This is a genomic window from Streptomyces sp. TOM-9 (assembly GCF_056858595.1).
The window spans coordinates 8,802,047-8,826,785 of the sequence record NZ_JBXEQB010000001.1; the positions used below are offsets into that span (position 1 = coordinate 8,802,047).

Annotated in this window: 25 protein-coding genes and 1 pseudogene; 16 read left to right on the forward strand and 10 right to left on the reverse strand. The window is 73.5% G+C overall.

What is annotated here, in order from left to right:
- Window positions 1–9 precede the first annotated feature (9 nt).
- Together AC1VWI_RS40490 and rpmG are read right to left on the reverse strand one after the other, a co-directional pair.
- Window positions 10–1,185, reverse strand: coding sequence for a CobW family GTP-binding protein (locus tag AC1VWI_RS40490; protein ID WP_499516045.1), 1,176 nt, complete (start codon window positions 1,183–1,185; stop codon window positions 10–12).
- Window positions 1,186–1,231: 46 nt separating this feature from the next.
- Entirely contained in the window at window positions 1,232–1,396 is a 165-nt protein-coding gene (gene rpmG / locus AC1VWI_RS40495) for a 50S ribosomal protein L33 (protein WP_089223718.1), read from the reverse strand.
- An 85-nt stretch (window positions 1,397–1,481) separates the two neighbouring features.
- Here rpmG and rpmB point away from each other — a divergent pair, with 85 nt between their 5' ends.
- The 4 genes from rpmB (at window position 1,482) to AC1VWI_RS40515 (ending at window position 3,249) form a co-directional block, all read left to right on the forward strand.
- The gene (rpmB, locus tag AC1VWI_RS40500; RefSeq protein ID WP_499516046.1) at window positions 1,482–1,718 is read left to right on the forward strand and encodes a 50S ribosomal protein L28; all 237 of its coding nucleotides are present in this window, start codon (window positions 1,482–1,484) and stop codon (window positions 1,716–1,718) included.
- On the forward strand, window positions 1,718–2,023 hold the full coding sequence (gene rpsN, locus AC1VWI_RS40505; RefSeq protein WP_499516047.1) for a 30S ribosomal protein S14: 306 nt from the start codon (window positions 1,718–1,720) through the stop codon (window positions 2,021–2,023). The genes rpmB and rpsN overlap by 1 nt, the downstream gene beginning before the upstream one ends.
- 64 nt (window positions 2,024–2,087) lie before the next feature.
- Window positions 2,088–2,354, forward strand: coding sequence for a type B 50S ribosomal protein L31 (locus tag AC1VWI_RS40510; RefSeq protein ID WP_499516048.1), 267 nt, complete (start codon window positions 2,088–2,090; stop codon window positions 2,352–2,354).
- Between the two features lie 193 nt (window positions 2,355–2,547).
- Window positions 2,548–3,249, forward strand: coding sequence for an alpha/beta fold hydrolase (locus AC1VWI_RS40515; protein WP_499516049.1), 702 nt, complete (start codon window positions 2,548–2,550; stop codon window positions 3,247–3,249).
- A 48-nt stretch (window positions 3,250–3,297) separates the two neighbouring features.
- Here AC1VWI_RS40515 and AC1VWI_RS40520 read toward each other — a convergent pair whose 3' ends face one another.
- From AC1VWI_RS40520 to AC1VWI_RS40530, 3 genes are all read right to left on the reverse strand, one after another.
- Window positions 3,298–4,233: an AraC family transcriptional regulator gene (locus AC1VWI_RS40520; RefSeq protein ID WP_499516050.1), complete on the reverse strand. Its 936-nt coding sequence runs from the start codon at window positions 4,231–4,233 to the stop codon at window positions 3,298–3,300.
- 41 nt (window positions 4,234–4,274) lie between these two features.
- Window positions 4,275–4,955 carry an NADPH-dependent F420 reductase gene (locus AC1VWI_RS40525; RefSeq protein WP_499516051.1) on the reverse strand — a complete coding sequence of 227 codons (681 nt, stop codon included), beginning with the start codon at window positions 4,953–4,955 and terminating at the stop codon, window positions 4,275–4,277.
- Between the two features lie 72 nt (window positions 4,956–5,027).
- Window positions 5,028–5,591, reverse strand: a complete 564-nt coding sequence (locus AC1VWI_RS40530) for a TetR/AcrR family transcriptional regulator (protein WP_499516052.1) — start codon at window positions 5,589–5,591, stop codon at window positions 5,028–5,030.
- A 61-nt stretch (window positions 5,592–5,652) separates the two neighbouring features.
- Between AC1VWI_RS40530 and AC1VWI_RS40535 the strand changes: the two genes are divergently transcribed.
- The 6 genes and pseudogenes from AC1VWI_RS40535 to AC1VWI_RS40560 all read left to right on the forward strand — a co-directional run bounded on the left by AC1VWI_RS40535 (window position 5,653) and on the right by AC1VWI_RS40560 (window position 13,164).
- Window positions 5,653–6,432, forward strand: coding sequence for an SDR family NAD(P)-dependent oxidoreductase (locus tag AC1VWI_RS40535; protein ID WP_499516053.1), 780 nt, complete (start codon window positions 5,653–5,655; stop codon window positions 6,430–6,432).
- Between the two features lie 153 nt (window positions 6,433–6,585).
- On the forward strand, window positions 6,586–8,010 hold the full coding sequence (locus AC1VWI_RS40540) for a hypothetical protein (protein WP_499516054.1): 1,425 nt from the start codon (window positions 6,586–6,588) through the stop codon (window positions 8,008–8,010).
- Between the two features lie 84 nt (window positions 8,011–8,094).
- Complete coding sequence (locus tag AC1VWI_RS40545; protein ID WP_499516055.1) at window positions 8,095–9,354, forward strand: AAA family ATPase; 1,260 nt, start codon at window positions 8,095–8,097, stop codon at window positions 9,352–9,354.
- Window positions 9,351–10,610 (forward strand): vWA domain-containing protein, encoded by a 1,260-nt coding sequence (locus AC1VWI_RS40550; protein WP_499516056.1) that lies wholly within the window; start codon window positions 9,351–9,353, stop codon window positions 10,608–10,610. Before AC1VWI_RS40545 ends, AC1VWI_RS40550 begins: the two co-directional genes overlap by 4 nt.
- A gap of 229 nt (window positions 10,611–10,839) precedes the next feature.
- Window positions 10,840–11,751 (forward strand): annotated as a pseudogene (locus AC1VWI_RS40555) (APC family permease); the annotation flags it as partial.
- A 393-nt stretch (window positions 11,752–12,144) separates the two neighbouring features.
- Window positions 12,145–13,164: an acetamidase/formamidase family protein gene (locus AC1VWI_RS40560; RefSeq protein ID WP_499517030.1), complete on the forward strand. Its 1,020-nt coding sequence runs from the start codon at window positions 12,145–12,147 to the stop codon at window positions 13,162–13,164.
- A 118-nt stretch (window positions 13,165–13,282) separates the two neighbouring features.
- On the opposite strand, the gene AC1VWI_RS40565 is transcribed toward AC1VWI_RS40560, so the two are convergent.
- The 3 genes from AC1VWI_RS40565 to AC1VWI_RS40575 form a co-directional block, all read right to left on the reverse strand.
- Window positions 13,283–13,756, reverse strand: a complete 474-nt coding sequence (locus AC1VWI_RS40565; protein WP_499516057.1) for a carboxymuconolactone decarboxylase family protein — start codon at window positions 13,754–13,756, stop codon at window positions 13,283–13,285.
- A gap of 159 nt (window positions 13,757–13,915) precedes the next feature.
- Window positions 13,916–14,506 (reverse strand): flavodoxin family protein, encoded by a 591-nt coding sequence (locus AC1VWI_RS40570; protein WP_499516058.1) that lies wholly within the window; start codon window positions 14,504–14,506, stop codon window positions 13,916–13,918.
- Window positions 14,507–14,668: 162 nt separating this feature from the next.
- Entirely contained in the window at window positions 14,669–15,277 is a 609-nt protein-coding gene (locus AC1VWI_RS40575; RefSeq protein WP_499516059.1) for a hypothetical protein, read from the reverse strand.
- A 168-nt stretch (window positions 15,278–15,445) separates the two neighbouring features.
- Here AC1VWI_RS40575 and AC1VWI_RS40580 point away from each other — a divergent pair, with 168 nt between their 5' ends.
- Window positions 15,446–16,045, forward strand: a complete 600-nt coding sequence (locus AC1VWI_RS40580) for a flavin reductase family protein (protein WP_499516060.1) — start codon at window positions 15,446–15,448, stop codon at window positions 16,043–16,045.
- Between the two features lie 55 nt (window positions 16,046–16,100).
- On the opposite strand, the gene AC1VWI_RS40585 is transcribed toward AC1VWI_RS40580, so the two are convergent.
- A complete protein-coding gene (locus AC1VWI_RS40585) occupies window positions 16,101–17,129 on the reverse strand; it encodes a LacI family DNA-binding transcriptional regulator (protein ID WP_499516061.1) in 1,029 nt (342 codons plus the stop codon).
- A gap of 211 nt (window positions 17,130–17,340) precedes the next feature.
- Here AC1VWI_RS40585 and AC1VWI_RS40590 point away from each other — a divergent pair, with 211 nt between their 5' ends.
- From AC1VWI_RS40590 to AC1VWI_RS40605, 4 genes are read left to right on the forward strand one after another with little or no spacing between them, the layout of a single operon-like run.
- Window positions 17,341–18,645, forward strand: coding sequence for an ABC transporter substrate-binding protein (locus AC1VWI_RS40590; protein WP_499516062.1), 1,305 nt, complete (start codon window positions 17,341–17,343; stop codon window positions 18,643–18,645).
- A 5-nt stretch (window positions 18,646–18,650) separates the two neighbouring features.
- Entirely contained in the window at window positions 18,651–19,631 is a 981-nt protein-coding gene (locus AC1VWI_RS40595; RefSeq protein WP_499516063.1) for a carbohydrate ABC transporter permease, read from the forward strand.
- Window positions 19,632–19,647: 16 nt separating this feature from the next.
- Window positions 19,648–20,469, forward strand: a complete 822-nt coding sequence (locus tag AC1VWI_RS40600) for a carbohydrate ABC transporter permease (protein ID WP_499516064.1) — start codon at window positions 19,648–19,650, stop codon at window positions 20,467–20,469.
- Between the two features lie 33 nt (window positions 20,470–20,502).
- A complete protein-coding gene (locus AC1VWI_RS40605) occupies window positions 20,503–22,455 on the forward strand; it encodes a glycoside hydrolase family 127 protein (RefSeq protein ID WP_499516065.1) in 1,953 nt (650 codons plus the stop codon).
- A gap of 69 nt (window positions 22,456–22,524) precedes the next feature.
- Here the strand turns inward: AC1VWI_RS40605 and AC1VWI_RS40610 are convergent, their stop codons facing one another.
- Window positions 22,525–23,745 (reverse strand): threonine synthase, encoded by a 1,221-nt coding sequence (locus tag AC1VWI_RS40610; protein ID WP_499516066.1) that lies wholly within the window; start codon window positions 23,743–23,745, stop codon window positions 22,525–22,527.
- 74 nt (window positions 23,746–23,819) lie between these two features.
- Between AC1VWI_RS40610 and AC1VWI_RS40615 the strand changes: the two genes are divergently transcribed.
- Window positions 23,820–24,698 carry an alpha/beta fold hydrolase gene (locus AC1VWI_RS40615; RefSeq protein ID WP_499516067.1) on the forward strand — a complete coding sequence of 293 codons (879 nt, stop codon included), beginning with the start codon at window positions 23,820–23,822 and terminating at the stop codon, window positions 24,696–24,698.
- Window positions 24,699–24,739: the final 41 nt, after the last annotated feature.

A 24,739-nucleotide genomic window follows, 5' to 3' on the forward strand; every position in this document is an offset into this window, starting at 1 on the left:
GCGTGCGGTTCAGGCCGCGTGGTCGAGGAAGTCGTCGAAGGCGTGGGGGAGGCGGCGCCAGCCGGCCGGTCCGGCCGCGTACTCGGCGTCCGTGAGCAGGCAGCGGTCGAGGGTGGCCGTCAGCCCCTCGCGGTCGAGGCCGGGCGAGGTGAAGGCGAGGTGCTGGCCGCGGTCGCCGTGTTCGGGATGCCAGTCCAGGGCGGCCGCCACGCGCCGTTCGGCCGGCACGGTCTCCCATTCCGCGTCCGGCAGTGCGGCGAGCCACGGCCCGACGTCCTCGATGCACAGCGCACCACCGGCCGCCTCCCAGGAGAACAGGGTGTCGGGGTGGTCGGCCAGCCAGAAGCGGCCGCGGCTGCGGGCGGCGGAGCAGCTGAGGTCCTCCAGCGCCGCGTGCAGCCGGCCGGGATGGAAGGGGCGGGCGGCGCGCCACACCAGGGTGGCGACGCCGTGGGCGTCGGCCTCCTGGGGCAGCAGGGCGCAGGCCGGATGCTGCCGTGAGGCGGCCGCGGCCACGTCGAAGCCGGAAACGGCGGCGGAGGCCAGCCGGCCCGTGCCGATGGTCACCTGACGGGCCGTCGGATGGAGCTGGGTGAGCAGTTCCCTGTCCCCGGGGTCCGCGGTGTCGCCCGGTGCCAGGGCGAGGACGCCGGCGTACTCGAGCTGCCGGGCCAGGGTGTCGGCGACGGTCCGGTGGTCGCCGGGGGCGACGGCGAGGCCGTGCTCGGTGAGGTCGTCGCCGCAGCCGAGGTGGTCGAGCAGGAGGGCGGGGTCGACGCAGGTGACCACGCCGGCCGCCGCCAGCAGGCGCCCCGAGGCGGTGCCGTCGGGCAGCGGGGTGCCGACCAGGACCTCGGCCATCGCCTGCGGTTCGACGGAGTCCCACAGCTCGACGACGGCGAGCCGGCAGGAGGGGTCCGCGGCCAGCCGCAGCAGCTCGGGGAGCAGGTCCGCGCGGAGCGCGCAGCAGGCGCAGTCGTTCACGAGCTCGGTGTCCGTGCGGGAGATGACGCCGTCCCGGTCGCTGAGGACGCGCCGGACGGGACCGCCGACGGCGGGCCGCAGGTCGTGGTGGAGGGCGAGGGATCCGGCGGTGGAGTGCAGGAGTTCGCGCACCGCGGCGCGACGGGCCTCGGCGTGCAGACCACCGACGAGGACGACGGGCAGCTTGGGGCTGCTGTCCACGGGAGGTGCCTTTCGTGTCGGGGAGGGGCGGATGGGCGGGGCCGGGTCAGCGTTCCTCGCGGAACTCGACGTGGCGCCGGACCACCGGGTCGTACTTGCGCAGGACCAGTCGGTCCGGGTCGTTCCGGCGGTTCTTGCGGGTCACGTAGGTGTGGCCGGTCCCGGCGGTGGAGCGGAGCTTGATGACGGGGCGTAGATCGGTGCGAGCCATGGCGGGTACTATACAGAACTGGTTTTCATTTCCAATAAGCTCGGTGGGCGCTCCGCCGGCCCACCGGACGACAGAACGGACCGTCATGCCCGCACACTGCCAACTCACCGGTCGCAAGCCCGGCTTCGGCAACTCCGTCTCGCACTCGCACCGGCGCACCAGGCGCCGCTTCGACCCGAACGTCCAGCACAAGCGCTACTGGCTGCCCGGCGAAGGCCGCACCGTCCGGCTCACGCTGAGCGCCAAGGGCATCAGGACCGTGGACCGCATCGGCATCGAGAAGGCCGTCGCCGTCATCCGCGCGCGGGGAGGGAAGGTCTGATGGCCAGGACCGGCAAGATCGCGAAGAACGAGCGGCGCAAGGCCGTCGTCGCGCGGTTCGCCGCACGGCGCGCCGAGCTGAAGGACGTCCTGCGCCGCCCCACCGCCACCCCGCAGGAGAAGGCCGCGGCGCGGCGGGAGCTGGACCGGCAGCCCCGCGACGCCAGCGCCACCCGGCTCCGCAACCGGGACGCCCTCGACGGGCGGCCCCGCGGTCACCTGCGGGCGTTCGGCCTCTCCCGGATCACCATGCGCGCCCAGGCCCACGCGGGCCACCTCCCCGGCGTGCGCAAGGCCTCCTGGTGACACCGCCCCCCGGCACACCCCGCCACCGGCCCCCGCGGGCCGCACGACACGTCTCGGAGAACCCGTGAAACCCGGCATCCACCCCGACTACCGTCCCGTCGTCTTCCGCGACCGGGCGGCGGACTTCGCCTTCCTCACCCGCTCCACGATGACCAGCGACAGGACCGTCGTCTGGGAGGACGGCAACACCTACCCCGTCGTGGACGTGGAGATCTCCTCCGCGAGCCACCCGTTCTACACCGGCACCGCCCGCGTGGTGGACACCGCCGGCCGCGTGGAGCGGTTCCGGCGCCGCTACGGGAACGGGGACACGGCACACGGCACAAGCTGACGCTCGTCGCGCCCCTCGGCGGCGCCCGGACACCGGCCCCCCGGTGCCGGGTGCCGCCCCGCGCGCGTACGCGGGACGTGCGCTCAAGAACGCCGGACGGACGCGCATGGTCCGCCGCAGGCCCCGGAACTACGGTCGGTTACGGGCGGCGTCACCGACGTCCGCGTTCCCGACCGTGTACCAAAGGCCTCACATGACCACTGCAGACAACAGCCGGCCCGCCATCCTCCTCGTCCACGGCGCCTGGCACGGCGCCTGGTGCTTCGACAGGCTCGTCCCCGAACTCACCGCGCTGGGCTGGCGGGTCGAGACCGTCGACCTGCCGAGCGCCTCGCCCGACGAAGGGAACACGGCCGGGATGCACGACGACGCGCGGGCCGTCCGCGAGCGCCTGGACTCCGTCGCCGGCCCGGTGACCGTCCTCGCCCACTCCTACGCGGGCATCCCCGTCACGCAGGCCGCCGCGGACGCGCCGAACGTCTCCCGCATCGTCTACCTCTCCGCCTTCGTGCTCGACGAGGGCGAGTCCATCGACGGCATGAGCGGTGGCAAGATCTCCGGAGCCGGCGTCGCCTCGCTGTCCGCGCACGGGCACTACGAGGACGCCAAGGCCGCCTTCTACGGGGACGCCGCACCGCAGGACGCGGAGAACGCCACCGCACGCCTGGTCCTCCAGACGGCCAGGTCCTTCTGCGAACCGCTCACCGCCGCCGCCTGGAAGACCGTGCCCTCCACCTACATCCTCACCGAGCGGGACACGGCGCTCGCCCCGGAGTACCAGGAGGCCATGGCGGCCCGCGCGCAGCGCACCCACCGGCTGCCCTCGGGCCACTCGCCCTTCCTGTCCATGCCGGTGGAGCTGGCCAAGCTGATCACCACCGACGCCGGCCACTGACCGGCGCGCCCCGGCCGGTGAGGGCCCCGGAGATCCTCTCCGGGGCCCTCACCGCGCCCCTTCGGGGCGGTGCGGTCCCGCCGCGCGGTAGCGCCCGGGCGAGGACCCCATGACGCGCTTGAAGGCGTGGCTGAACGAACTCTCGGAGCCGTAGCCCCAGCGCGCCGCGATCGAGGCGACGGTGCGGTCGCCCGTCCTCAGCTCCCGCGCCGCGGAGCGGATGCGCCAGCCCGCGAGGTACTCCAGTGGCGGGACGCCCACGGTCCTGGTGAACCTGTCGGCGAACCGGGACCTCGACATCCCGGTCTTCCCGGCGAGTTCGGCGACGGTCCAGGGGTGTGCGGGCCGGTCGTGCATCAGCCCCAGCGCGGCCCCGACGTGGCGGTCGGCGAGCGCGGTGAGCCAGGCGCCGCCCCCGGGCCCGTGCTCGGCGACGTGCGCCCTGAGCAGGTGGACCAGCAGGACGTGCGCCAGCCGCTCGGTCACGAAGGGGGTGCCGAGCGCGGGCTCGCCGGTCTCCGCTCGGAGCAGTTCTAGCGCTGCCCTGATGCCCTCCGCCGCGGTGGACCCGGCGCCGACGTGGATCAGGGGCGGCAGCACGTCCAGGAGCACGGCGGCGTTGGCTTCGTCGAGGTCGAATCCGCAGCCCACCAGGACCGCGTCGGTCGCCGTGCCGATCCGGACCGTGTTGCCGGGCCTGAAGCCGGCGAAGACCTCGTCGCTCGGCACCGCCGGGACCTCGGGACCGCCCGCCAGTTCGTAGCCGCGGCCGCCGCCGATCAGGTAGCAGTCGCCCTCCTTCAGGGTGACCGGCTCCGGGGCCCCGGCCACCGCTATCCGGCAGCTGCCGAGGAGCACGGCGCCGAACTTGATGTGCCGGTAGCCGGTGAATCCGACGGCCCACGGCTCCTGGGCCTCCAGCCGGGCGAAGTGTGCGCTGCGCAGGTCGAGCAGGCCCAGGATGTCGGTCAGCGGATCGCTCACATGTCCTCCGGCGCCGTCGGCGGTGCCGCGGGGTCCGTCCTTCAGCGGGTGGCGGCGGCGAGGGCGGCCCGGATCGTGTCGGCGGACGAAGGGGTCGCCGTGGCCTTCGAGAAGTCGGCCTCGCCGCCCGCGTAGGGCAGGCCGTACACGGGGGTGCCGGGCTGCGAACGCCAGCTGTCGGCGAGGGTGCCGTAGCCGACCGCGTCGTAGCCGAGCACGTCGAGGAGTTCCGTCGCGTGCGCGACGGCGACCGGGTCGTCGCCGGCGATCGGCAGGGCGGTCCGGTCGGGCGAGCCCTTCGCGCGGGCGAGCGCGGCCAGGTGGCGGAAGAAGATGTTGTTGAACGCCTTCACCACGTGGGCGTCGGGCAGGTGGCCCTGGAGCAGTTCGCTCTCCGTGCTGGTGCCGTCCTCGAGCGCGGCGATCCGGCCGTCGCGCTGGGGGTAGTAGTTGCCGGTGTCGATGACCGTCTTGCCGGTCAGCGGGGCCGCGGGGACCTGGTCGAAGGCCCTGAGCGGGATCGTCACCACGACCCAGTCGCCCGCCGCGGCGGCCTCCGCCGGGGTCGCCGCGCGTGCCCGGGGGCCCAGCTCGGCCACCAGGCCGTCGAGGGTCTCCGGTCCGCGTGAGTTGCTGAGCACCACGTCCAGGCCCGCGTCCACGGCGAGCCGCGCCAGGGTGCCGCCGATGGATCCGCTGCCGATCAGTCCAAGAGTCGCCATGTAGGTCGCAACCCCGGGCCCCGCGATTCTGTTTCCGCGGGGCCGCAAAGACCGGGCAAAAGGGGAGGGCGGTCAGCCGTCGAGGAGCAGGTCGAACACCCGTTCCAGCCTCTGGGCCAGGGCCGGCTCGTCGGTGTCGTTGAGCGCGGTGCTGCCGATGATCGTGCGCATCAGCCAGAAGCCCGCGACGACCGAGAGGGCCATGGCGGCGCGGTCGGTCCCCCGCAACTGCGGTGCGACGTCCAGCAGATGGGCCTCGACGTGGTTCTCGATGCCGGCCCGCAGGATCTCCGCGGCGCGGGGGTTGGGCGCCGAGCGCAGCATGAGGAGGAACGGGTCGAGGCTGTCGGCCTCCGGCGCGGTCCGGCGGACGAGTGCGGCTGCCACGTCACGGGCGAGGGTGGCCGGGTCGCTGGTGAGGACCGTGCGCTCGGTCATGGAAGCTTCCACCACCTCGGCGAAGAGCCCTTCCTTGGAGCCGAAGTAGCGGCCCACGAGCATCGCGGTGACCCCGGCGGCCTTGGCGATCTCCCGCACCCCGACGCCGTCGTAGCCGTGCCGGGTGAAGGCCTCGATGCCCGCACGCAGGATGGCCTCCTTGGTGGCGGCCGCGTCGCGGCGTCGCGGAGTCGTCATGTTGACGAGTGTAGACTGGAGTCATGTCTACGAGTGTATACATGATCGGAAGGACACTGCGATGGATCTCCACCTGACCGGCCGCCGGGCCCTCGTGACCGGTTCCAGCTCCGGCCTCGGCGCGGCGATCGCCGAGCTGCTCGCCGCGGAGGGCGCCGACGTCGTGGTGCACGGACGGGACGAGGCGCGCACGCGCGAGGTGGCGGAGAAGGCCGGTGCGGTCGCCGTGGCGATCGGCGACCTCGCCACGGACGAGGGCGCCGACGCCGTGGCCCGGGTCGCCGGCGAGGTCGACGTCCTGGTCAACAACGCCGGTGCGTACGACCACATCGGCTGGGCCGAGGCCACCGCGGAGGAGTGGCTGCGGACGTACGAGGTCAACGTGGTCTCGGGCGTCCGCATGATCCAGCGGCTGGTGCCCGGGATGCGCGAGCGCGGCTGGGGCCGGGTGATCCAGATCGGCGGCGGGCTCGCCTCGCAGCCGATCGCGATGCAGCCCCACTACAACGCGACGCTCGCCGCGCGGCACAACCTGGCCGTCTCCCTGGCGCGGGAGCTGAAGGACACCGGGGTGACCTCCAACGTGGTCTCCCCCGGGGCGATCCTCGTCGACGCGGTGCAGGACCTGATCACCGGACTCGCGCCGGAGCGCGGCTGGGGCCGGTCGTGGCAGGAGATCGAGCGCAACGCCGCACGGGACTTCGTGCCCAACGACATCGGCCGCTTCGGCCGCCCCGAGGAGATCGCGGGCGCCGTCGCCTACCTGGCGAGCCCCTACGCGGACTACGTCAGCGGCGCCACGATCCGCGTGGACGGCGGCACCATCCGCTCCGTGACGTGACCCGGCCCCCCGCGGAGCCTGGCGGCGCCCGGTGCCGGGAAGCCGGGGCCGGGTGAGGGCCTGACAGATCGTGACGGGAAACGCTATGCTCCCCGCGATGACAACTGACTCTCCTTCCAGATTGGGGGACCCGTCCGCGCAAGGTGAGTGCTGATGCTCACTCAGACCGCGAACGAGGATTCCCGCCTCTCCTTCTGGCTGCGCGTGCGCGAGTTCGCCGTGCCGCCCTCCATGGTCGAGACCGCGACCGCCCGCCGCCGAGGCGGTGACTGGGCCGGGGCCTGTGCCGCCGCCGGCATCGACGTCGACCTCAACCTGCGTTCCCTGGCCCGTACCCACGGCCGGGAACGCGCGGCCCGGGTCCGGGCCGACCTCCGGCATCTGGTCCCCGACCTGCTGCGCTGGCACATGCCCAGGGTCGCACCCGACGGTCTGCTGCGTCCGGGCCTGACCATCGCCCTGGCCCGGTACGGGGCCGCGGGGCCGGAGGACGGCGACCAGGTGCACCTGGTCGTCCGGACCCCGCCGGCGTGGGCGGACGGCGGGCAGCGGATCAGCCTCGCCCTGTGGGACCCGGACCACCCCGACGCGGGTGCCCTCCACCATCCGCACGCCCGTCCCCACCGGCGGTTCCGTCTCGACCTGCACCGCCACCTGTGGGACGCGCGCAGAACCCGTGAACTGCCGCTGCGCGCCGGAACCGGCCGCGGGTCCGCCGACCTGCCTCCCCTCCCGGACCCGGAGCCGCCCGGGCCACTGCCGCCGCACCAGCGCTGTGCGGTCGACCGGTGGGCGGACGAGGCGCGGCGGGTGCTGCGTGCCGAAGGCCGCACCAGCGGTGCCGTCATCGTGCGCCTGGGCTCCCGCCACCGGTTGCTGGTGGACGTGACCGGCGACGGTCACGGCACGGGGGCGCCCACCGCGCGGATCACGGCGGCGCCAGCGGACGGCGGCGGCGCCCGGGCGCTGCCGGTGCTGCCGGACGCGGCGACCTGGGTGCCGCCGGACCTCGAACTGCTCGACGCCGGCCTGATCGGCGCCGACGGGCTGCACCCGCTGGTCGCCGCCGCGCTCGTACCGGAGCACACGCCGTCCGGTCCGTCCCTGCCGCGGGGGCGGCCGGGACGACCGCGCGTCGTGGAGTGCCGGGGCGCACCGCACCGGATCGGCCTGGTCGACGGCGTCCTGACCGCGCTGGACCACGACCCGGACGAGATCCGCCGCGAGGAACTGCTGGTCGCGCTGACCGGTACCCCGCTGCCCTGCCTGCAGGCGATCGACCGGGCGCACCGGCGTCCGGAATCCCTCGCCGACGTAAGGGCACGCCTCGACCACGGCGACACCGCCGGCGCGCTGGCCGTCGTCGAGGGCCTGCTCGGTCCCGGCGCGGTGCTCCGCGACGGACCGCTGCGGGACGAACTGGAGGCGGCCGCCCAACGGCGCATCGCCTACGGCCTGTTCCGGGCAGGTCTCGCCGGGCCCGCCCCCGGGCGGGTACCGCCGCGCGACCGCTTCCCGGCACCCCGCACCCGTTCCCGCCCCGGCCGGCCGCACCCGCGGCAGCGCACCTCCCGCTGACCCCGGGGCGTGCGCGGCGTCCCCGCGCACGCCCCCGTACCCCTTTCCGGCTTTCGGCTCCACGAACCCCCGAGGTGATCACCCATGCCCACGCCCGCCCTGTCCACCCTGCCCGCCGACCCGGCCTCCGCCCCCCAACTCGACGTTGCCGACGCCCTTTTGACCCTGCTGCGCGACACCACCACCGAACCGCGCCCCGACACCCAGCTGGAGGCCCTCACCCTGGCCGTCGCCGCCGACCTGCCCGTGCTCCTGTGGGGCGAGCCCGGGATCGGCAAGACCGCGGCGCTCACCCAGCTCGCCGCCGCCCTCGACCTCCCGCTGACCACGGTGATCGCCAGCGTCCACGAGCCGTCCGACTTCTCCGGGCTGCCCGTCGTCGGGGACGACCCCGCCGAACAGGGCGTCCCGATGGCCCCGCCGGACTGGGCGGTCCGCCTGGTCCGGGCCGGCCGGGGCCTGCTCTTCCTCGACGAGCTGTCCACCGCGCCGCCCGCCGTGCAGGCGGCCCTGCTCCGTCTCGTGCTCGAACGGCGGATCGGCGCCCTGCGGCTGCCGCCAGGGGTCCGGATCGTGGCCGCCGCGAACCCCCGCTCCTCGGCGGCCGACGGCTGGGAACTGAGCGCGCCGCTGGCCAACCGCTTCGTCCACCTCCAGTGGACCCACGACCACGACGTGGTGGTCCGCGGCCTCGGCGGCACCTGGCCCCGGGCGACGCTGCCACGGCTCGACCCGGGAAAGCTGCCCGGTGCCGTGGACTTCGCCCGCCGAGCGGTGTGCGGGCTCCTCGCCGCCCGCCCCGGCCTCGTCCACCGCCTCCCCACCAACGAGACCCGCCGCGGCGGCGCCTGGCCGTCCCCCCGGAGCTGGGAGATGACGCTGTGCCTGATCGCCTTCGCGACCGCGGCCGACGCCTCCCGGGACGTGCTCTCCCTGCTCGTCAGGGGTGCCGTCGGGGACGGTCCGGGGCTGGAACTGCTGGCGAGCATGGACCGCATGGACCTCCCCGACCCCGAGGAACTGCTCGCCGACCCGGCCGGCGCCGTCCTGCCCGAGCGCGGGGACCTGCGCCAGGCCGTCCTGGACGGTGTGGTGGACGCCGTCCGCAACCGGCCGGAGAAGGCGCGCTGGGACGCGGCGTGGGCCCTGCTGGTCCGGGCCCTGGAGACCGGGGCCCCGGATCTGGTCGTCGTCCCGGCCACCACGCTCGCCTCGCTGCGCCGCGAGGACTGGGACGTCCCCGCGGCCATCGAGCGGCTCGCCGCAGTGGTGTCCCTGTCCCGGCGCGCCGACCGGGCCGCCGACCGGACCGGGGCCGGGCTCGTCGCGAAGGCCGGCCGGTGAACGCGCAGGCGCCGGTGGCGCTGGACCTCGAGAAGCTCTTCGCCGCCCGGCTGTACGCCGCCCGGGTCCGCCCCTATCTGGCGACGGCCCTGTTCGCGCTGCACGTCGTGGAGTCCCGGCGGGTACCGACGATGGCCGTCGACGCGCACTGGCGGTGCTACGTCTCACCGGGGTTCGTGGACCGCACGCCGCTCGAAGAACTGGCCGGGGTGTGGGTGCACGAGGTGTCGCACCTGCTGCGCGACCACCACGGGCGCGGTGACCGCGTCGCACGGGAGCAGGGACTGGAGGGCCCGGCGGAGCGGCTGCGGATGAACATCGCCGCGGACTGCGAGGTCAACGACGACGCCTTCGGGGACGGGCTGGACACGCCCGAGGGCGCCGTCCTCCCCAGGACCCTGGGACTCCCCGACGGGCAGCTCATGGAGGACTACCTCGGGCGGTTCGGGATCGGCCCGCTCACGCAGGACTTCGTCTGGCTGGACTGCGGCAGCGGTGCGGACGGCCTCGAACGCGAGTGGGACCTCGGTCCGGAGGGCGCCCACGGCCTGAGCGAGCAGGAACGGGACGGCGTCCGCTTCCGCGTGGCGCAGGCCATCAACGGCCGCCCGGGCCATGCGCCGAAGAGCTGGCGGCGGTGGGCGGAGGAGGCGTTCCACCCGCCGCAGCAGTGGCGGGAACTGCTGGGCGCGGCGGTGCGCTCGGCGGCCTCCGGTTCCGGCGCGGGCCAGGACTACAGCTACGGTCGGCCCTCGCGCCGGTCGGCCGGTGTGCCCGGCGTCGTCCTGCCGGGCCTGCGGCGCAGACCGCCCCGGGTCTGCGTGGTCATCGACACGTCCGGCTCAGTCAGCGACGCCGAACTGGGCAGCGCGCTCCTCGAAGTGGCCGCCATCGCCCGCGCCGTGGGCGGCCGCCGCGACCTGGTCACCGTGGTGCCGTGCGACGCCGCGGCCCGGATCGCCCACCCGCTGTGCCGTGCCGAGGACATCCCGCTGGTGGGCGGTGGCGGTACGGACCTGCGCAGCGGCTTCGCGCGGGCGCTGCGCACACGGCCCCGGCCGGACGTCGTCGTGGTGCTGACCGACGGTCAGACGCCCTGGCCGGACGCGCGCCCGGCCTGCCGCACGGTCGTGGGCCTGTTCCCCCGCCAGGGCGGGCGCCGCTCGTGGCGCGAGCACGATCCCGACTACGTGCCGGACACGCCGCCCGACTGGGCGCGCGTGGTCGTCATCGGGTCGTCCGGCCCCGCCGGGTGACGGTGCCAGGGAGACATCTCATGTTCCGTCAGAAACCCCGTGCACAGGCGTTCCCCTGCGTCGGCCGCGGACCCTAAGATCACCCCGCCAGTCAGGGGACCGCGGCCGCCGGGGAGGCGACGTGAGCGACAGCGCACCTCAAGGGCAAGATCTCGAGAAGTACGGCTACACGCAGCAGTTGGCGCGGTCACTCGGCTTCCGGGACCTGGTGGTCTACGGCCTGGTCTTCATGGTGCCGATCGCGCCGTTCGGCATCTTCGGCGGTGTCTTCCAGGGCTCGGGCGGCATGGTCGCCCTCGCCTACGCCATCGGCATGCTGGCGATGATGTTCACCGCGCACTCCTACGCGCAGATGTCGCGGGCCTTCCCGATGGCCGGGTCGGTCTACTCCTACGCGGGGCGGGGCATCGGCAGGCCGTTCGGCTTCCTCTCCGGCTGGATGATCCTGCTGGACTACATCCTGGTCCCGGCGCTGCTCTACCTGATCGCCGCGGTGGCGATGAACTCGCAGGTCGATTCGGTGCCCGTGTGGATCTGGCTGATCGGGTTCGTCGTCCTCAACACCGTGGTGAACTGGCTCGGCATCGAGATGACCGCCCGGATCAACAAGATCATGCTCGTGGCCGAACTGATCGTCCTCGCGCTCTTCCTGGCCTTCGGGATCAGCGCGCTCGCCCAGGGCAAGGGCAACGTCAGCCTGCACGCCTTCTACGACTCCGGCACCTTCTCCTGGTCCCTGATCTTCGGGGCGGTGTCGATCGCCGTGCTCAGCTTTCTCGGCTTCGACGGCATCTCCACCCTCGCGGAGGAGAACCGCGAATCCGCCCGGGCGATCGGCCGGGCCATGATGGCGGCGCTGCTGCTCGCCGGTGCGCTGTTCATCGTCCAGACCTGGATCGCGGCGATGCTGGTGCCCGAGGCCCCGACGCTGATCAAGGAGGGGGACCCGGACGGCACCGCCTTCTACGACGCGGCCCAGGTCGCCGGAGGCCGCTGGCTGAGCACCCTGAGCGCACTGGCCACCGCGATCGCCTGGGGCTTCGCCAACTCGCTGGTCGCGCAGGCGGCGACGTCCCGGCTGCTGTTCGCGATGGCCCGCGACCGTCAACTGCCCCGTTTCCTGGCCGAGATCGACCCCCGTCGCCGCGTCCCGGTCAACGCGACGCTGCTGGTGGCCGTGGTCTCGCTGGGGCTGGGCCTGTACATGACCCCGCGACGACGGCATCACCCTGCTCAGCTCGCTGGTCAACTTCGGGGCGATGACCGCGTTCCTGGTGCTGCACGTCTCGGTCGTCGTCCACTACGTCGTCCGGCAGGGCAGCCGCAACTGGTGGCGGCACCTGGTCGCGCCGCTGATCGGCTTCGGGATCCTCACCTTCGTCGTCGTCAACGCCAAGGTCACCGCCCAGCGGCTCGGCTTCCTCTGGCTGGCGATCGGTGCGGCCCTGCTGGTGGGGCTGCTGATCGCGGGCCGGCGCCCGGAACTGCCCGCCGAGCCTTCCGAGACCACCCTGGCCGAGGAGGCCGAACCGTCATGAGCGACCTCGAAGTGGTACGCCTCCACCCGTCGCCCGAGCAGTACGCCTACGCCTTCGGCGGCCGCGAGCCCCTGCTGCGCGTACGGCCGGGGACGATCGTGGAGCTCTTCACGGAGGACTGCTTCGGCGGCCTGGTCCGGGGCCCCGAGGACCTCCCGAGCAAGGTGTGCGAGTTCCCGTACCTCAACCCGGTCACCGGCCCGATCCACGTCGAGGGGGCCGAGCCGGGGGACACCCTGGCCGTCCACTTCGTCGACATCGCGCCGGCCCGGGACTGGGCGGTGTCCACCACCTTCCCGCACTTCGGCGCGCTGACCACGACGCACGCCACGGCGATGCTGCACGACCCGCTGGAGGAGGTCGTCTGGCGGTACGGGATCGACCGCGAGCGCAACAGCTGCCGGTTCCAGGCCCGCTTCTCCGACCACACGGTGGAGCTGCCCCTCGACCCGATGCACGGCACCGTGGGGGTCGCGCCCGCCGCCGGCGAGGTCGTCATGAGCATCACCCCGGGCGCGCACGGCGGGAACATGGACACCCCGGAGATGCGCGCCGGCACCACCCTCTACCTGGGCGTCAACGTGCCCGGGGCGCAGCTGGCGATCGGCGACGGGCACTGCCGGCAGGGCGAGGGCGAGGTGTGCGGCACCGCGGTCGAGGCAGCGATGCACACCGTGGTCGTGATCGACCTGCTCAAGGGCGGCGCGCCCGCCTGGCCGCGCCTGGAGGACGACCGCTTCCTGATGTCGACCGGGTCGGTCCGGCCGCTCGAGGACGCCTACCGGATCAGCCAGCACGACCTGGTCGGCTGGACGTCCTCCCTGACCGGCCTGCACCAGCTGGACGCGTACCAGCTGGTCAGCCAGGCCGGACTGGCGCCCATCGGGAACGTGGTCGACACCAACTACACCGTGGTCGCCAAGCTGCCGAAGACCGTGCTGGACGGCTCGCCCGCGTACGACGGCCTGCACCGGTCGCTGCGCGAGAGGGGGCTGGAGTACCTCCGTACGCGCTGAACCGCCGCCGGCACCGTCGGGGACGGCCGGGAAACGCCGTCCGTCCCCGCCCCGCGGTCGGGAGCGGGAGGGGGACGGACGGCCAGGCCTGTGCGGCGCCGGCGGTGGGAACCGCAGGTCAGCCGAACATGCCGAGCTGGTAGCCGCCCGCAGGCTGCTGGTTGATCACGTTGATCCGGTTGTAGGCGTTGATCACGGCGATGAGCGAGATCAGCGCGACCAGCTGGTCCTCGTCGAAGTGCTTGGCGGCGTTCCCCCAGACCGCGTCCGAGACGCCACCGGCGGCGTCGGCGACACGGGTGGCCTCCTCCGCGAGCTCCAGGGCGGCGCGCTCGGCGTCGGTGAAGACCGTGGCCTCGCGCCAGGCGGCGATCAGGTTCAGGCGCACCGAGGTCTCACCGGCGGCGGCGGCCTCCTTGGTGTGCATGTCGGTGCAGAAGCCGCAGCCGTTGATCTGGCTGGCGCGGATCTTCACCAGCTCCTGGGTGAGGACCGGCAGCGTGGACTCCGCCAGCACCTTGCTCGCCGAGTTCAGGTGCCTCATGACCTTGCCGGCGAGCGGGTGGCCGAAGTAGTTCACGCGGGCTTCCATGGTGATCTCCTCTGCTGTGGGGTGCGATACGCAACGTTGACCGGGCTGCCCCGCGGAATGTGACAGCGCGGCGCACGCGACGCGGCTCTCCGTCTCCCGCGGGGCACGACGGCCGGCACACCCGGGGGCGCACCGGCCGCGTGGTGGGGCGGGACCGGCTCAGGCGCCGACGACCGAGCGTCCCGCGGCGTAGATGCGGGCCTGCTCGGCGACCCGGCGGCCGAGGTGCGCGGCGGTCGCGACGTCGGCCTTGTGGACCTCGTCCGCGCCGACGTCGGTGTGCGTCTGGGCACCCGCGCCGAGGTAGATGCCGAGGCGGTTGAGGTCGTCCTCGGAGGCGGTGGTGCTGTTCCAGCCCGGGTGCAGGCCGAGGTTGACCCAGGTCATGCCGTGCTGGGCCGCGAGGATGGAGAAGTACTGCAGCGTGTGGAGCTTGTCGCCGCTCTTGGCGCCGGAGTTGCTGAAGCCGGCGGCCAGCTTGTCCTTCCAGGAGTGGACGAACCAGCGCTTGGAGGTCGTCTCGGCGAACTGGTGGAAGGCACCCGAAGCCGTGCCCATGTAGGTCGGCGAACCGAAGACGATCGCGTCCGCGGCGTCGAGCAGCTCCCACTGCTCCTCGGTGATCTCGTCGACCTTGACCAGGTGGACGACGGCGCCGGCTTCCGCGGCACCGTCACGCACGGCCTCGGCGAGGACGGTCGTGTGGCCGTATCCGGAGTGGTACGCGATCGCGACGACGGGTGTGGTCATGGACGTTCTCCTCTTGCGGGGGGTGTCTCCGGCTCCCCTGGGGGAGCCCTCACCCACCACGACCGGACAGTGACCGCCGCTATGACACCAACCGGCCGTTTGTGACCAGGAGCACCTTGCCGGCCGATGTCGGCCTCGGGCCGGTACCGGGCGCCCGCGGGATCAGCGGCCCGCGGCGCCGGGCTCGAACGGGCCGGTCCCGGGGACCGCGACGAACTCGACGTCGGTGTACGCGCCGGCCGCCGTGCCCTTCAGGCCGAGCGCGCCGCCCATGACCCGCAGGTCGATGGAGAACCGTGTGGCCGCACCGGACCGCTTCAGGCCGTGGATGCGCTCGTCGATGTACCCGAGACCGTTCAGGACCCGCCTCACCTCGTCGGGGGTCGGGTCCGCCACACCCATCAGCGCCTGGGTGACACGCTCCACGTGGAGGTGCCCCGCGCACCACTCCACCGCGTTGAGATCCACCTCCTGGCCCGCGGTGGGCAGCGCGGGCGCGCCGTCACCGGTCGGCAGTGCCTCCGCCGGACCGGTCCGCGGCTCCTCGCCCGGGGCGACCGGCTCGTCCGCCCCGGACGGGACCTCCAGGGCGCAGGGCCGCGCGACCGTGTTCAGCATCTCCACGAACGCCGGCTCCGGATCCTCCGCAGCCGACGGTGCCACGGCGGGCCGCACCCCTACGGCGTCGGCTGCGTCCGTGTGCTCGGTGCCGCAGGCGGCAAGCGACAGGGCGGTCAGAACCGCCATCGCGAGTGCGGGAGTTCGTGTCATGCGGACAGTCTCGGATCGGGCGGCGCGGGGCGCTTGAGTACGCGTACTCAGCCGCGTGCGTGCACATGCCCCACTTCACCGCTGCGGCCACGGCACCTCTGGGAGCCCGACACGCCGGGCGGTCGCCGCGGGGGCGGGACGGGGGGCACGGCCGTGGATACTGCGGCCATGCGCGTCGACTTCGATCCCGAGGCCATGGGCGGCTTCGCCTTCTACCGCTTCCTGACCTCCGTGGTCGTGCCCCGGCCGATCGCGTGGATCTCCACCGTCACCCCGGACGGCCGGTACGAGAACCTCGCGCCGCACTCCTTCTTCAGCATCGCGAGCACGGATCCGCCGATCGTGCAGTTCACCTCGATCGGCCGCAAGGACTCGCTGCGCAACGTCGAGGACACCGGGGAGTTCGTGGTGAACTTCGCCTCCGAGGCCCTGATGCCGCTGGTCAACGTCACGGCCACCGACTTCCCGCGGCACGTCAGCGAGTTCGACCACGCGGGCATCGAGCGCGAACCGAGCCTGAGGGTGCGTCCGCCCAGGGTGGTGGCCTCGCCGGTCGCCCTGGAGTGCCGCTCGCACACCACCTTGCGGATGGGCAATTCGACGCTGGTCTTCGGGCGGGTGGTGCACGCCGTCGCGGACCGGGATGTCCTGGCGGACGGCCGCCCGAGCGCCCCGCTGCTGCGGCCGCTGACCAAGCTCGGCGCCGACGAGTGGGGCACGCTCGGCGAGATCCGGCACCTGAACCGCATCCCGTACGAGGAGCCCTGACCCCTGTGACCGAAGCCGGCCGTCGGGGCCGGGGGAGGGCATGGGACGACAGGACCTACGCCAGGGGCGCCGTGGAGCCGCGGATCACCAGACGGCAGGGCTGCGGCTCGGTCCCGGAGCGGCGCTGCCCCGCGATGGCCGCGGACAGGGCGCGGGCGGCCACCCGGCCGAGGTGCTCCAGCTGCATGTCGACGCTGGTGAGCGGAGGGCGGGAGGCGGTGGTGATGACCTTCCAGTCGTCGAAGCCCATGACCGCGACGTCGTCCGGCACCGTGCGTCCGCGCTCCCGGAGGATGTCGATCGCGCCGCGGGCGATCTGGTCGTTGCCGCACATGATGGCGTCGACCTCGGGGTGCTGGTCGAGGAGCATGACGGTCGCCGCGCGGCCCCAGCCCTCGGACCACTCGCCGAAGCGGGCCTCGCCCACCGGCGGGACACCCGCCCCGGCGAGCACCTCCAGCGCGCCCTGTACGCGGTCGCGGCCCGCGGCGTAGGTCGGGTCGCCCGAGATGTGGGCGATGCGGCTGCGGCCGCAGGCCAGCAGGTGGCGGGCGGCGGTCCGCCCGGCGTCGACGTTGTCGGGGACGATCGACAGGTCGTCCGGGTCCTCGGACGGCGCGTACGCGTACACCACCGGCACGGGCAGCCCGCGCCCGAGTGAGGGGCGCGGGTCGGTACGGGCGCCGACCACGATCAGCCCGTCGACACGGCGGTCCAGCAGGGCCCGGACGTGGTGCCGTTCGCGGATCGCGTCGCCGCGCGCGTCACACAGCAGGACGGCGAGCTCACCCGCGCCGAAAGCGTCTTCGGCGCCCATCAGGATCGGGATGCTGAAGCGTCCCTCGAGGTCACCGGTGAGCAGCCCGACGGTGCGGGTCGGTCCGGCCTGCAGGCTGCGGGCCACGGGGTTGGGCCGGAACGCCAGTTGCTCGGCCGCCTCGATGACGCGCTGCCGGGTCTGCTCGCGCACCTGGCTGCGGCCGTTGAGCGCCTTGGAGGCCGTGGCCGGGGAGACCCCGGCCAGCCGGGCCACGTCGTTGAGCGTCGCGGGTCGGCCCGCGGTGTGTTCGGCCGGCTGAACCATGGCTGCATCCCTCCTCGTGCCCGTCGCGGGCCCGCGGGGCGGCGCCCGCAGGTGGGGGAAAGGCTACTCGAAAGTCTTTTTCCGCGATGCGTGCAGGGTGGTTGACGCCCACGGGTGCCGCTTCTAACTTTACGGAAAACGTTTTCGGTGCGTTTAGGCGGCCGGCGCCGCCCCCTCGACATGGCCAGGCCCTCCGAGCAAGGAGCGAGACATGAACACCACCGACGTCCGGAGACGAAGGCGCCACCGGGTCCTGGCCGCGGCCGTGGGGCTGCTCACCGTCACGACCGCGCTCGCGGCCTGCGGCTCGGGCGGGAGCGGTTCGACCGAGGGCAAGGGCGGGGTCATGGGCCCCGACGACGGCGCCACCCTGACGATGTGGACGCGCGCCGCCACGCAGCAGCAGAGCCAGGCCCTGGTCGGGGCCTACAACAAGTCCCACCAGAACAAGGTGAAGCTGACGGTCATCCCCACCGACGACTACCAGGCGAAGGTGGGCGCCGCGGCCGGCTCCAAGTCGCTGCCCGACATCCTCGCCTCCGACGTGGTGTTCGTGCCGAACTACACCGCCAGCGGCCTGTACGCCGACATCACCGACCGCATCGACGCCCTGCCGTACGGCAAGGACCTGGCGCCCGCGCACATGGCCGCCGGCACGCTCGACGGCCGCAAGTACACCGTGCCCCACACCATCGACTCCTCCGTGCTCTTCTACAACAAGACCCTGTACAAGAAGGCGGGGCTGGACCCGGAGAAGCCGCCGACGACGCTGAAGGAGTGGGACGAACAGGCCCGCGCCGTCGACAAGTTGGGCGGCGACGTCAACGGCACCTTCTTCGGCGGCAACTGCGGCGGCTGCGGGGTCTTCACCTGGTGGCCGTCGGTCTGGGCCGCGGGGGAGGAGGTCATGAACGAGGACGGCACCGCCGCCACCCTGGACTCGCCCGTGGCGAAGGAGGTCTACGCGACCTACCGCGGCTGGGCGCAGGACGGCATCACCGCCCCCGGTGCCGCCGAGGAGACCGGCGCCACCTGGACCGGCTTGTTCCCCAAGGGCACGATCGGCGTGATGCCGATGCCGTCCACCACCCTCGGCCTGATGCCGGCGGGGCTGGACTTCGGCGTCGCCGCCATCCCCGGCCCGGACGGCGGGCAGTCGACGTTCGTCGGCGGTGACTCGCTCGGCATCTCGGCCACCAGCAAGAACGCCGGCCAGGCCTGGAACTTCCTCGCGTGGTCGCTCGGCGACGAGGCCCAGGTCGAGGTGCTCGCCGCCCACAAGGACATCGTCGCCCGCACCGACCTGGCCGAGAACAAGTACGCCAAGGCCGACCCCCGCCAGGTGCTGATCAACACCCTGGTGGCCAAGGGCACGACGCCCTTCGCCGAGAAGTTCGGCCAGACCTTCAACGACCCCAACGGGCCGTGGCTGGCCCTGATGCGGGACGCCGTGTTCGGTGACCCGTCGAAGGTCGACGCGGACAACAAGGCCATCACCGAGTCCCTGAAGGACTGACCGACATGCTGCTCGCGCGATCGCGCGGCTCCGGCTCCCCGGCGCCCGGCGGGGAGCCGCCTTCCCGGTCCCCGTCCGGGACCGGGAAGGCCCGCCCCGTCCACCGCGTCCCCTGGTGGCGGACCCGCCCGGCACAGGGCATCGGCTACGCGGCACCGACCGCCCTGTTCGTCGTGGTCTTCTTCGTGGTGCCGCTGGTCCTGGTCGGCCGGATATCCCTGAGCGACTGGCCGCTGCTGGCCGGGAACCAGGGCCTCAACGCCCCGGACAACTTCACCGGGGCCGCCGGCGACGACCTGCTGTGGCCCGCCGTCCGCTTCACCCTCACCTACACCGCGCTCGTCACGGTCCTGCTGCTCGGACTCGCCCTCCTGCTCGCGCTGCTGGTCCAGGAGTCCCGTCCCGGGACGGGACTGTTCCGCACGGTCTTCTTCCTGCCCAGCGCGCTCGGGCTGGCCTCCGCCTCGCTGCTGTTCCTCGGCATGTACAGCCCCAACGTCGGCCCGATCAGCCCGCTCCTGGAGAGGCTCGGCCTCGTCGACGGGCCCGTCTCCTTCCTCGGCACCCCGACCTCCGCCCTGTGGTCCACCGTCGCCCTCATCGTCTGGAAGTACGCCGGCTTCTACATGCTGATCCTGCTGGTCGGGCTCCAGCGCATCCCGCAGGACGTCTACGAGGCGGCGCGGATGGACGGCGCCGGACGCTGGCAGACCTTCCGCAGCATCACCCTGCCGCTGCTGCGGCCCTCGCTCGCGCTGACGCTGCTGCTGTCGGTCACCGGCTCACTGCTCGCCTTCGACCAGTTCTTCATCCTCACCAAGGGCGGACCCGACAACAGCACCATGACGGTGGTCTCCCTGATCTACCGGGAGGCGTTCCAGCGGCTCGACCTCGGGGCCGCGGCCGCGCTGTCCGTCGTCGTGCTGGCCGTGCTGCTGATCCTCAACGCCGCCCAGTTCCGCGGACTGCGCGGCACGGACACCTAGCGGACAGGGACACGCCATGAAACCCCACGGCCTCGGCCGCACCCCCCACCGCGTCCTCGTCGGAGGGCTGGCCGCGCTCTTCCTGTTCCCGCTGGCCTGGAGCGCGTGGGCCTCCGTCAGCGGGCAGCCCGGTACCGCGCAGCAGTCGGGCTACGGTCTCGGCAACTACCGCTCGCTCCTGCACTACGACGCGGGACTGGCGCAGTACCTGTGGAACTCCACCCTCGTCTCGCTGCTGACGGTGGCCCTCACCCTGGTCGTCTCCCTCATGGGCGGGTACGCCTTCGCCCGCTTCACCTTCCCCGGGAAGAACGCCCTGTTCCTGCTCACCCTCGCCATCCTCATGGTCCCGTACGCCACCCTGCTGATCCCGCTGTACGTGCTGCTGGGCGACCTGGGCCTGCAGAACTCGCTCATCGGGCTCAGCCTGGTGCTGACGGTGTACCAACTCCCGTTCGCCACCTTCATGATGCGGATCTCCTTCGAGTCGGTACCGCACGAACTCGAGGAGTCCGCGCTCGTCGACGGCTGCGGCACGGCCAAGGCACTGGTCCGCATCCTCCTGCCCGCGGTGTGGCCCGGCCTGGTCACCGTGGGGCTGTTCGCCTTCCTCGCCGCGTGGAACGACTTCATCGCCCCGCTGATCCTGATCTCCGACAGCGCCAAGGCGCCGCTGCCCCTGGCCATCGCCAACCTGCGCCAGCGGTCCATGGGGGCCATCGACTACGGGACGACCGAGGCGGGGGTCGTCGTGCTGGCCCTGCCCTGCCTCGTGCTCTTCCTCCTCCTGCAGCGGCACTACATCCGCGGCTTCATGTCCGGCGCGCTCAAAGGCTGACCCCGCCCCGGCCCCACGACCGAAAGAGACCCCATGACACAGCCGATCCCGGCTCCCGTGCTGCCCACCCACGGCGGCCGACGTCCTCTCGGCCTCGGTGAAGTCCGCATCACCGGCGGCTTCTGGGCCCGACGCCAGCAGGTCAACGCCTCCGCCACCCTCGACCACTGCCGGCAGTGGATGGAACGCGTCGGCTGGATCGACAACTTCCGCGTCGCCGCCAGCGGCGGCCCCCTCGGCGAACGCCGCCGGGGACGGGAGTTCTCCGACTCCGAGGTCTACAAGCTCCTCGAGGCCATGGTGTGGGAGGCGGCCCGCACCCCCGGCAGCGCCCTCGACGCCGCGGTCGACGAACTCGCCGACACCGTCGTCGCCGCCCAGGAGGCCGACGGCTACCTGAACACGGCCTTCGGGCACCCCGGCCGGCCACCGCGCTACAGCGACCTCGAATGGGGCCACGAGCTCTACTGCGCCGGCCACCTCATCCAGGCCGGCGTGGCCCAGTTGCGCACCCGCGGCGACGGCGCGCTGGCCAAGGCGGCGATCCGCGCCGCCGACCACATCTGCCACGTCTTCGGACCCGGGGGCGCCAACCCCGGCCTGTGCGGGCACCCCGAGATCGAGACCGCGCTGGCCGAACTCCACCGTGCCACCGGCGAACGCCGCTACCTCGACCAGGCCGCCCTCTTCCTCGACCGCCGAGGCCACGGCACTTTGGCGGGGGGCGAGTTCGGCCCGGGGTACTTCCAGGACGACGTCCCCGTACGGCGGGCGCACACCCTGCGCGGGCACGCCGTACGGGCCCTGTACCTGGCCTCCGGCGCCGTCGACGTGGCCGTCGAGACCGGCGACGACGCACTGCTCGCCGCCGTCGTCCGGCAGTGGGAGCACGCCACCGCCCGCCGCACCTACCTCACCGGGGGCATGGGCTCCCACCACAGCGACGAGGGGTTCGGCGAGGACTTCGTCCTGCCACCGGACCGCGCCTACTCCGAGACCTGCGCCTCCGTCGCCTCGGTCATGCTCAGCTGGCGCCTCCTGCTGGCGACCGGCGACCCCCGCTACGCCGACCTCGCCGAACGCACCCTCTACAACGTCATCGCCACCTCGCCCGCGGACGACGGCCGCTCCTTCTTCTACGCCAACACCCTCCACCAGCGTGTGCGCCGGACCGTCCCCCCGCACGACAGCGACCGCCCGCGCCCCGAATCCGGCCTGCGCGCCCCGTGGTTCGCCGTCTCCTGCTGCCTGCCGAACGTGGCCCGCACGCTGGCCGCGCTCGACGGCTACGTCGCCACCGCGGACGCCGACGGGCTGCAGCTGTACCAGTACGCCGACGCCGAGATCACCACCCGCACGGCCGGCGGCGAACGCCTCGCGCTGCGCGTGCGGACCGGCTACCCCGCGGACGGCGCGGTCGCGGTCAGGGTCGACGAGGCGCCCGCGGCGCGGTGGAGCCTGTCCCTGCGTGTGCCCGGCTGGGCGGGCGGGGGAGCCCGGCTCGTGACCCCCGACGGACAGCGCCGGCCCGTACCGCCCGGCATGGCCGTCGTCCCCGGGACGCTGCGCCCGGGCGACGAGGTACGCCTCGAACTCCCCGTCGCCCCCCGGTGGGTGCACGCCGACCCGCGGGTCGACGCGGTACGGGGCGCGATCGCCCTGGAGCGCGGGCCCGTGGTCTACTGCGTCGAGTCCCCCGACCTCCCGGACGGCCGCGACGTCGACGCGGTCACCGTGGACCCCTCCGTCCCACCGCGCGACGGGGAGGACGACCGGGTGGTCGTCGCGGGCGAGCTGACCGCCGCGCACGCCGCGGGGTGGTGGCCCTACGCGCACGACCGCCCGCTGGTCCCGGCCGGTGAGCGCATGGAGCTGACACTGGTGCCGTACCTCACCTGGGCGAGCCGCGGACCCTCCACCATGCGTGTCTGGATGCCCACCACCCCGGGTGCCGCGCGGAAGTCCGCGCCGGCGCCGGAAGGCTGACGCCCCGTCACGACCGCCGTGGCGCACGCCGGACGCCGCCGGGCGGGGACGCCCGGCGGCGGCGAGGACTTACGGGATGCGGTCGGTGAGCTCCAGGACCGGCGGGTCGACCCGGAAGGTCTCCGGGTACTTGGCCGCCGCCCCGGTGTTCAGCACCACCACCTCCTCGTCGCCGGACAGCCAGCCCTGCTCGCGAAGGACCCGCACCGCCGACAGCGTCGCCGCGCCCTCCGGGCACAGCAGGGCACCGTCGGCGGCGGCGCACCTGTCGCGGTCGGCGAGCAGCTCCTCGTCGTCGACCGCGACGGCCCGGCCGTCGGTCTCGTACAGCGCGTCCAGGACGAGGAAGTCGCCCAGCGCCTTGGGCACGGTGATGCCGAACGCGACCGTGCGCGCGTCCTGCCACGGCTCACTGGTGCGCTCGCCCTTCTCGAAGGCGCGCACGATGGGGGCGCAGCCGGAGGCCTGCACGCTCACCAGCCGCGGCATCGGCCCCCGCAGCCACCCCAGGGCCCGCAGTTCGACCAGGGCCTTGTGGATGCCGATGAGGCCGACGCCGCCGCCGGTGGGGTAGACGATGACGTCCGGCGCGCGCCAGCCGAGCTGCTCGGCGATCTCCAGACCCATGGTCTTCTTGCCCTCGATGCGGTACGGCTCCTTCAGGGTCGCCGCGTCCATCCAGACACCGGGCTCGGCGGCGATCTTCTCCGCCACCAGCCGGCCCGCGTCGCCGATCAGCCCGTTCACCAGGTACAGCTCGGCCCCGGCGGCAGCGCACTCGGCCCGGGGGATCGACGGCGCGTCCGCCGGCATCGCGACGAGCGCCTCCAGGCCCGCCCGCGCGGCATAGGCCGCCCACGCCGCCCCCGCGTTGCCGTTGGTGGGCATGGCGATCCCGCGCGCGCCCAGTTCGAGGGCCCTGGCCACGCCGACGGCCGCGCCCCGCGCCTTGAAGCTGCCGGTGGGTATCAGCCCCTCGTCCTTCATCACCAGTCCCGGCACGCCGATCGCCGCGCCGTACCGCGGCAGCGGCACCAGGGGCGTCATGCCCTCGCCGAGGGTGACGACGTGTGCCGGATCGCGTACGGGCAGCAGTTCGTGGTAGCGCCACAGGTTCTGCGGGCGGCCCGCGAGGTCCGCGGGTGTGAGGGAGTCCCGGACCCGGTCCAGGTCGTAGCGGGCGAGGAGCGGCGATCCGCACGCGCACAGGTTCTGCACCCGGTCGGCGTCGTGGCGGCGGCCGCACCGCGCGCACTCCAGATGCGTCAGCACACTGAATGGCAAGGTCATGGTTCCCTTCATACCTCCTCGCGTGCCTGTCGCTAGCATGGGAAGGGCGCCGCCCACGCGGCGCACGAGGTGCCATGGACGACGCGACGACCGGCCCCCCGCCCGCGGAACGCCGCGAGGGCGAGGTGGTCACCAACGACGGAGTGCGCCTGCGCTACACGGAGGCGGGCGCCGGGGAGCCGCTCGTCCTCGTCCCGGGTTTCGCGCAGAGCGCCGCCGAGTTCGGCCCGCAGATCGACGGGCTGAGCGGCCGCCGCCGCGTGATCGCGCCGGACCACCGCGGCCACGGCCGGTCCGCGAGACCCGCCCACGGCTACCGGATCGCCCGGCTGGCGATGGACCTGCACAACCTCCTGGAGGCCCTGGCCCTGCGGGACGTCACCCTGCTCGCCCACTCCATGGGCTGCCCGGTCGTGTGGTCCCACTGGGACCTCTTCGGCGGCGAGCGGATCGCCCGCCTCATCCTGGTCGACCAGCCGCCCGTGATCTCCTCGGCGCTCGCCGGCGCCGGGGACGAGGCGCCGCCCTCCGCGGTGTTCACCCCGGAGATGTCCCAGGGCATCGTCGCCGGGCTGCGCGGCACGCCCGACTCCGCCGCCGCCACATCACGCGCCATCGTCGGCATGCTGCACGGCCCGTCCCTCCCGGACGCGGACGTGGAGTGGCTCGTGGAGCAGAACCGGCTTTTCCCGCCGCGGCACGCCGCCGCGCTGCACCTGGACCACTGCGGGGGCGACTGGAGGGACGTCCTGCCGCGGATCGACGTCCCCACCCTCGTCATCGGCGGCGACCTGAGCATCTTCCCGCCCGGCACGGCCGAGTGGGTCGCCTCCCTGATCCCCGGCGCGCGGGCACGCGTCTTCTCCGCGGCCGAGGGCGGCAGCCACCTGATGTTCCTGGAGAACCCGGCCCTGTTCAACCGCGTCGTGGCCGACTTCCTCGACGAGCCGTGACCCGCCCGCCGGAGCGCATACTGGGGGAGGAGCGACCGGGG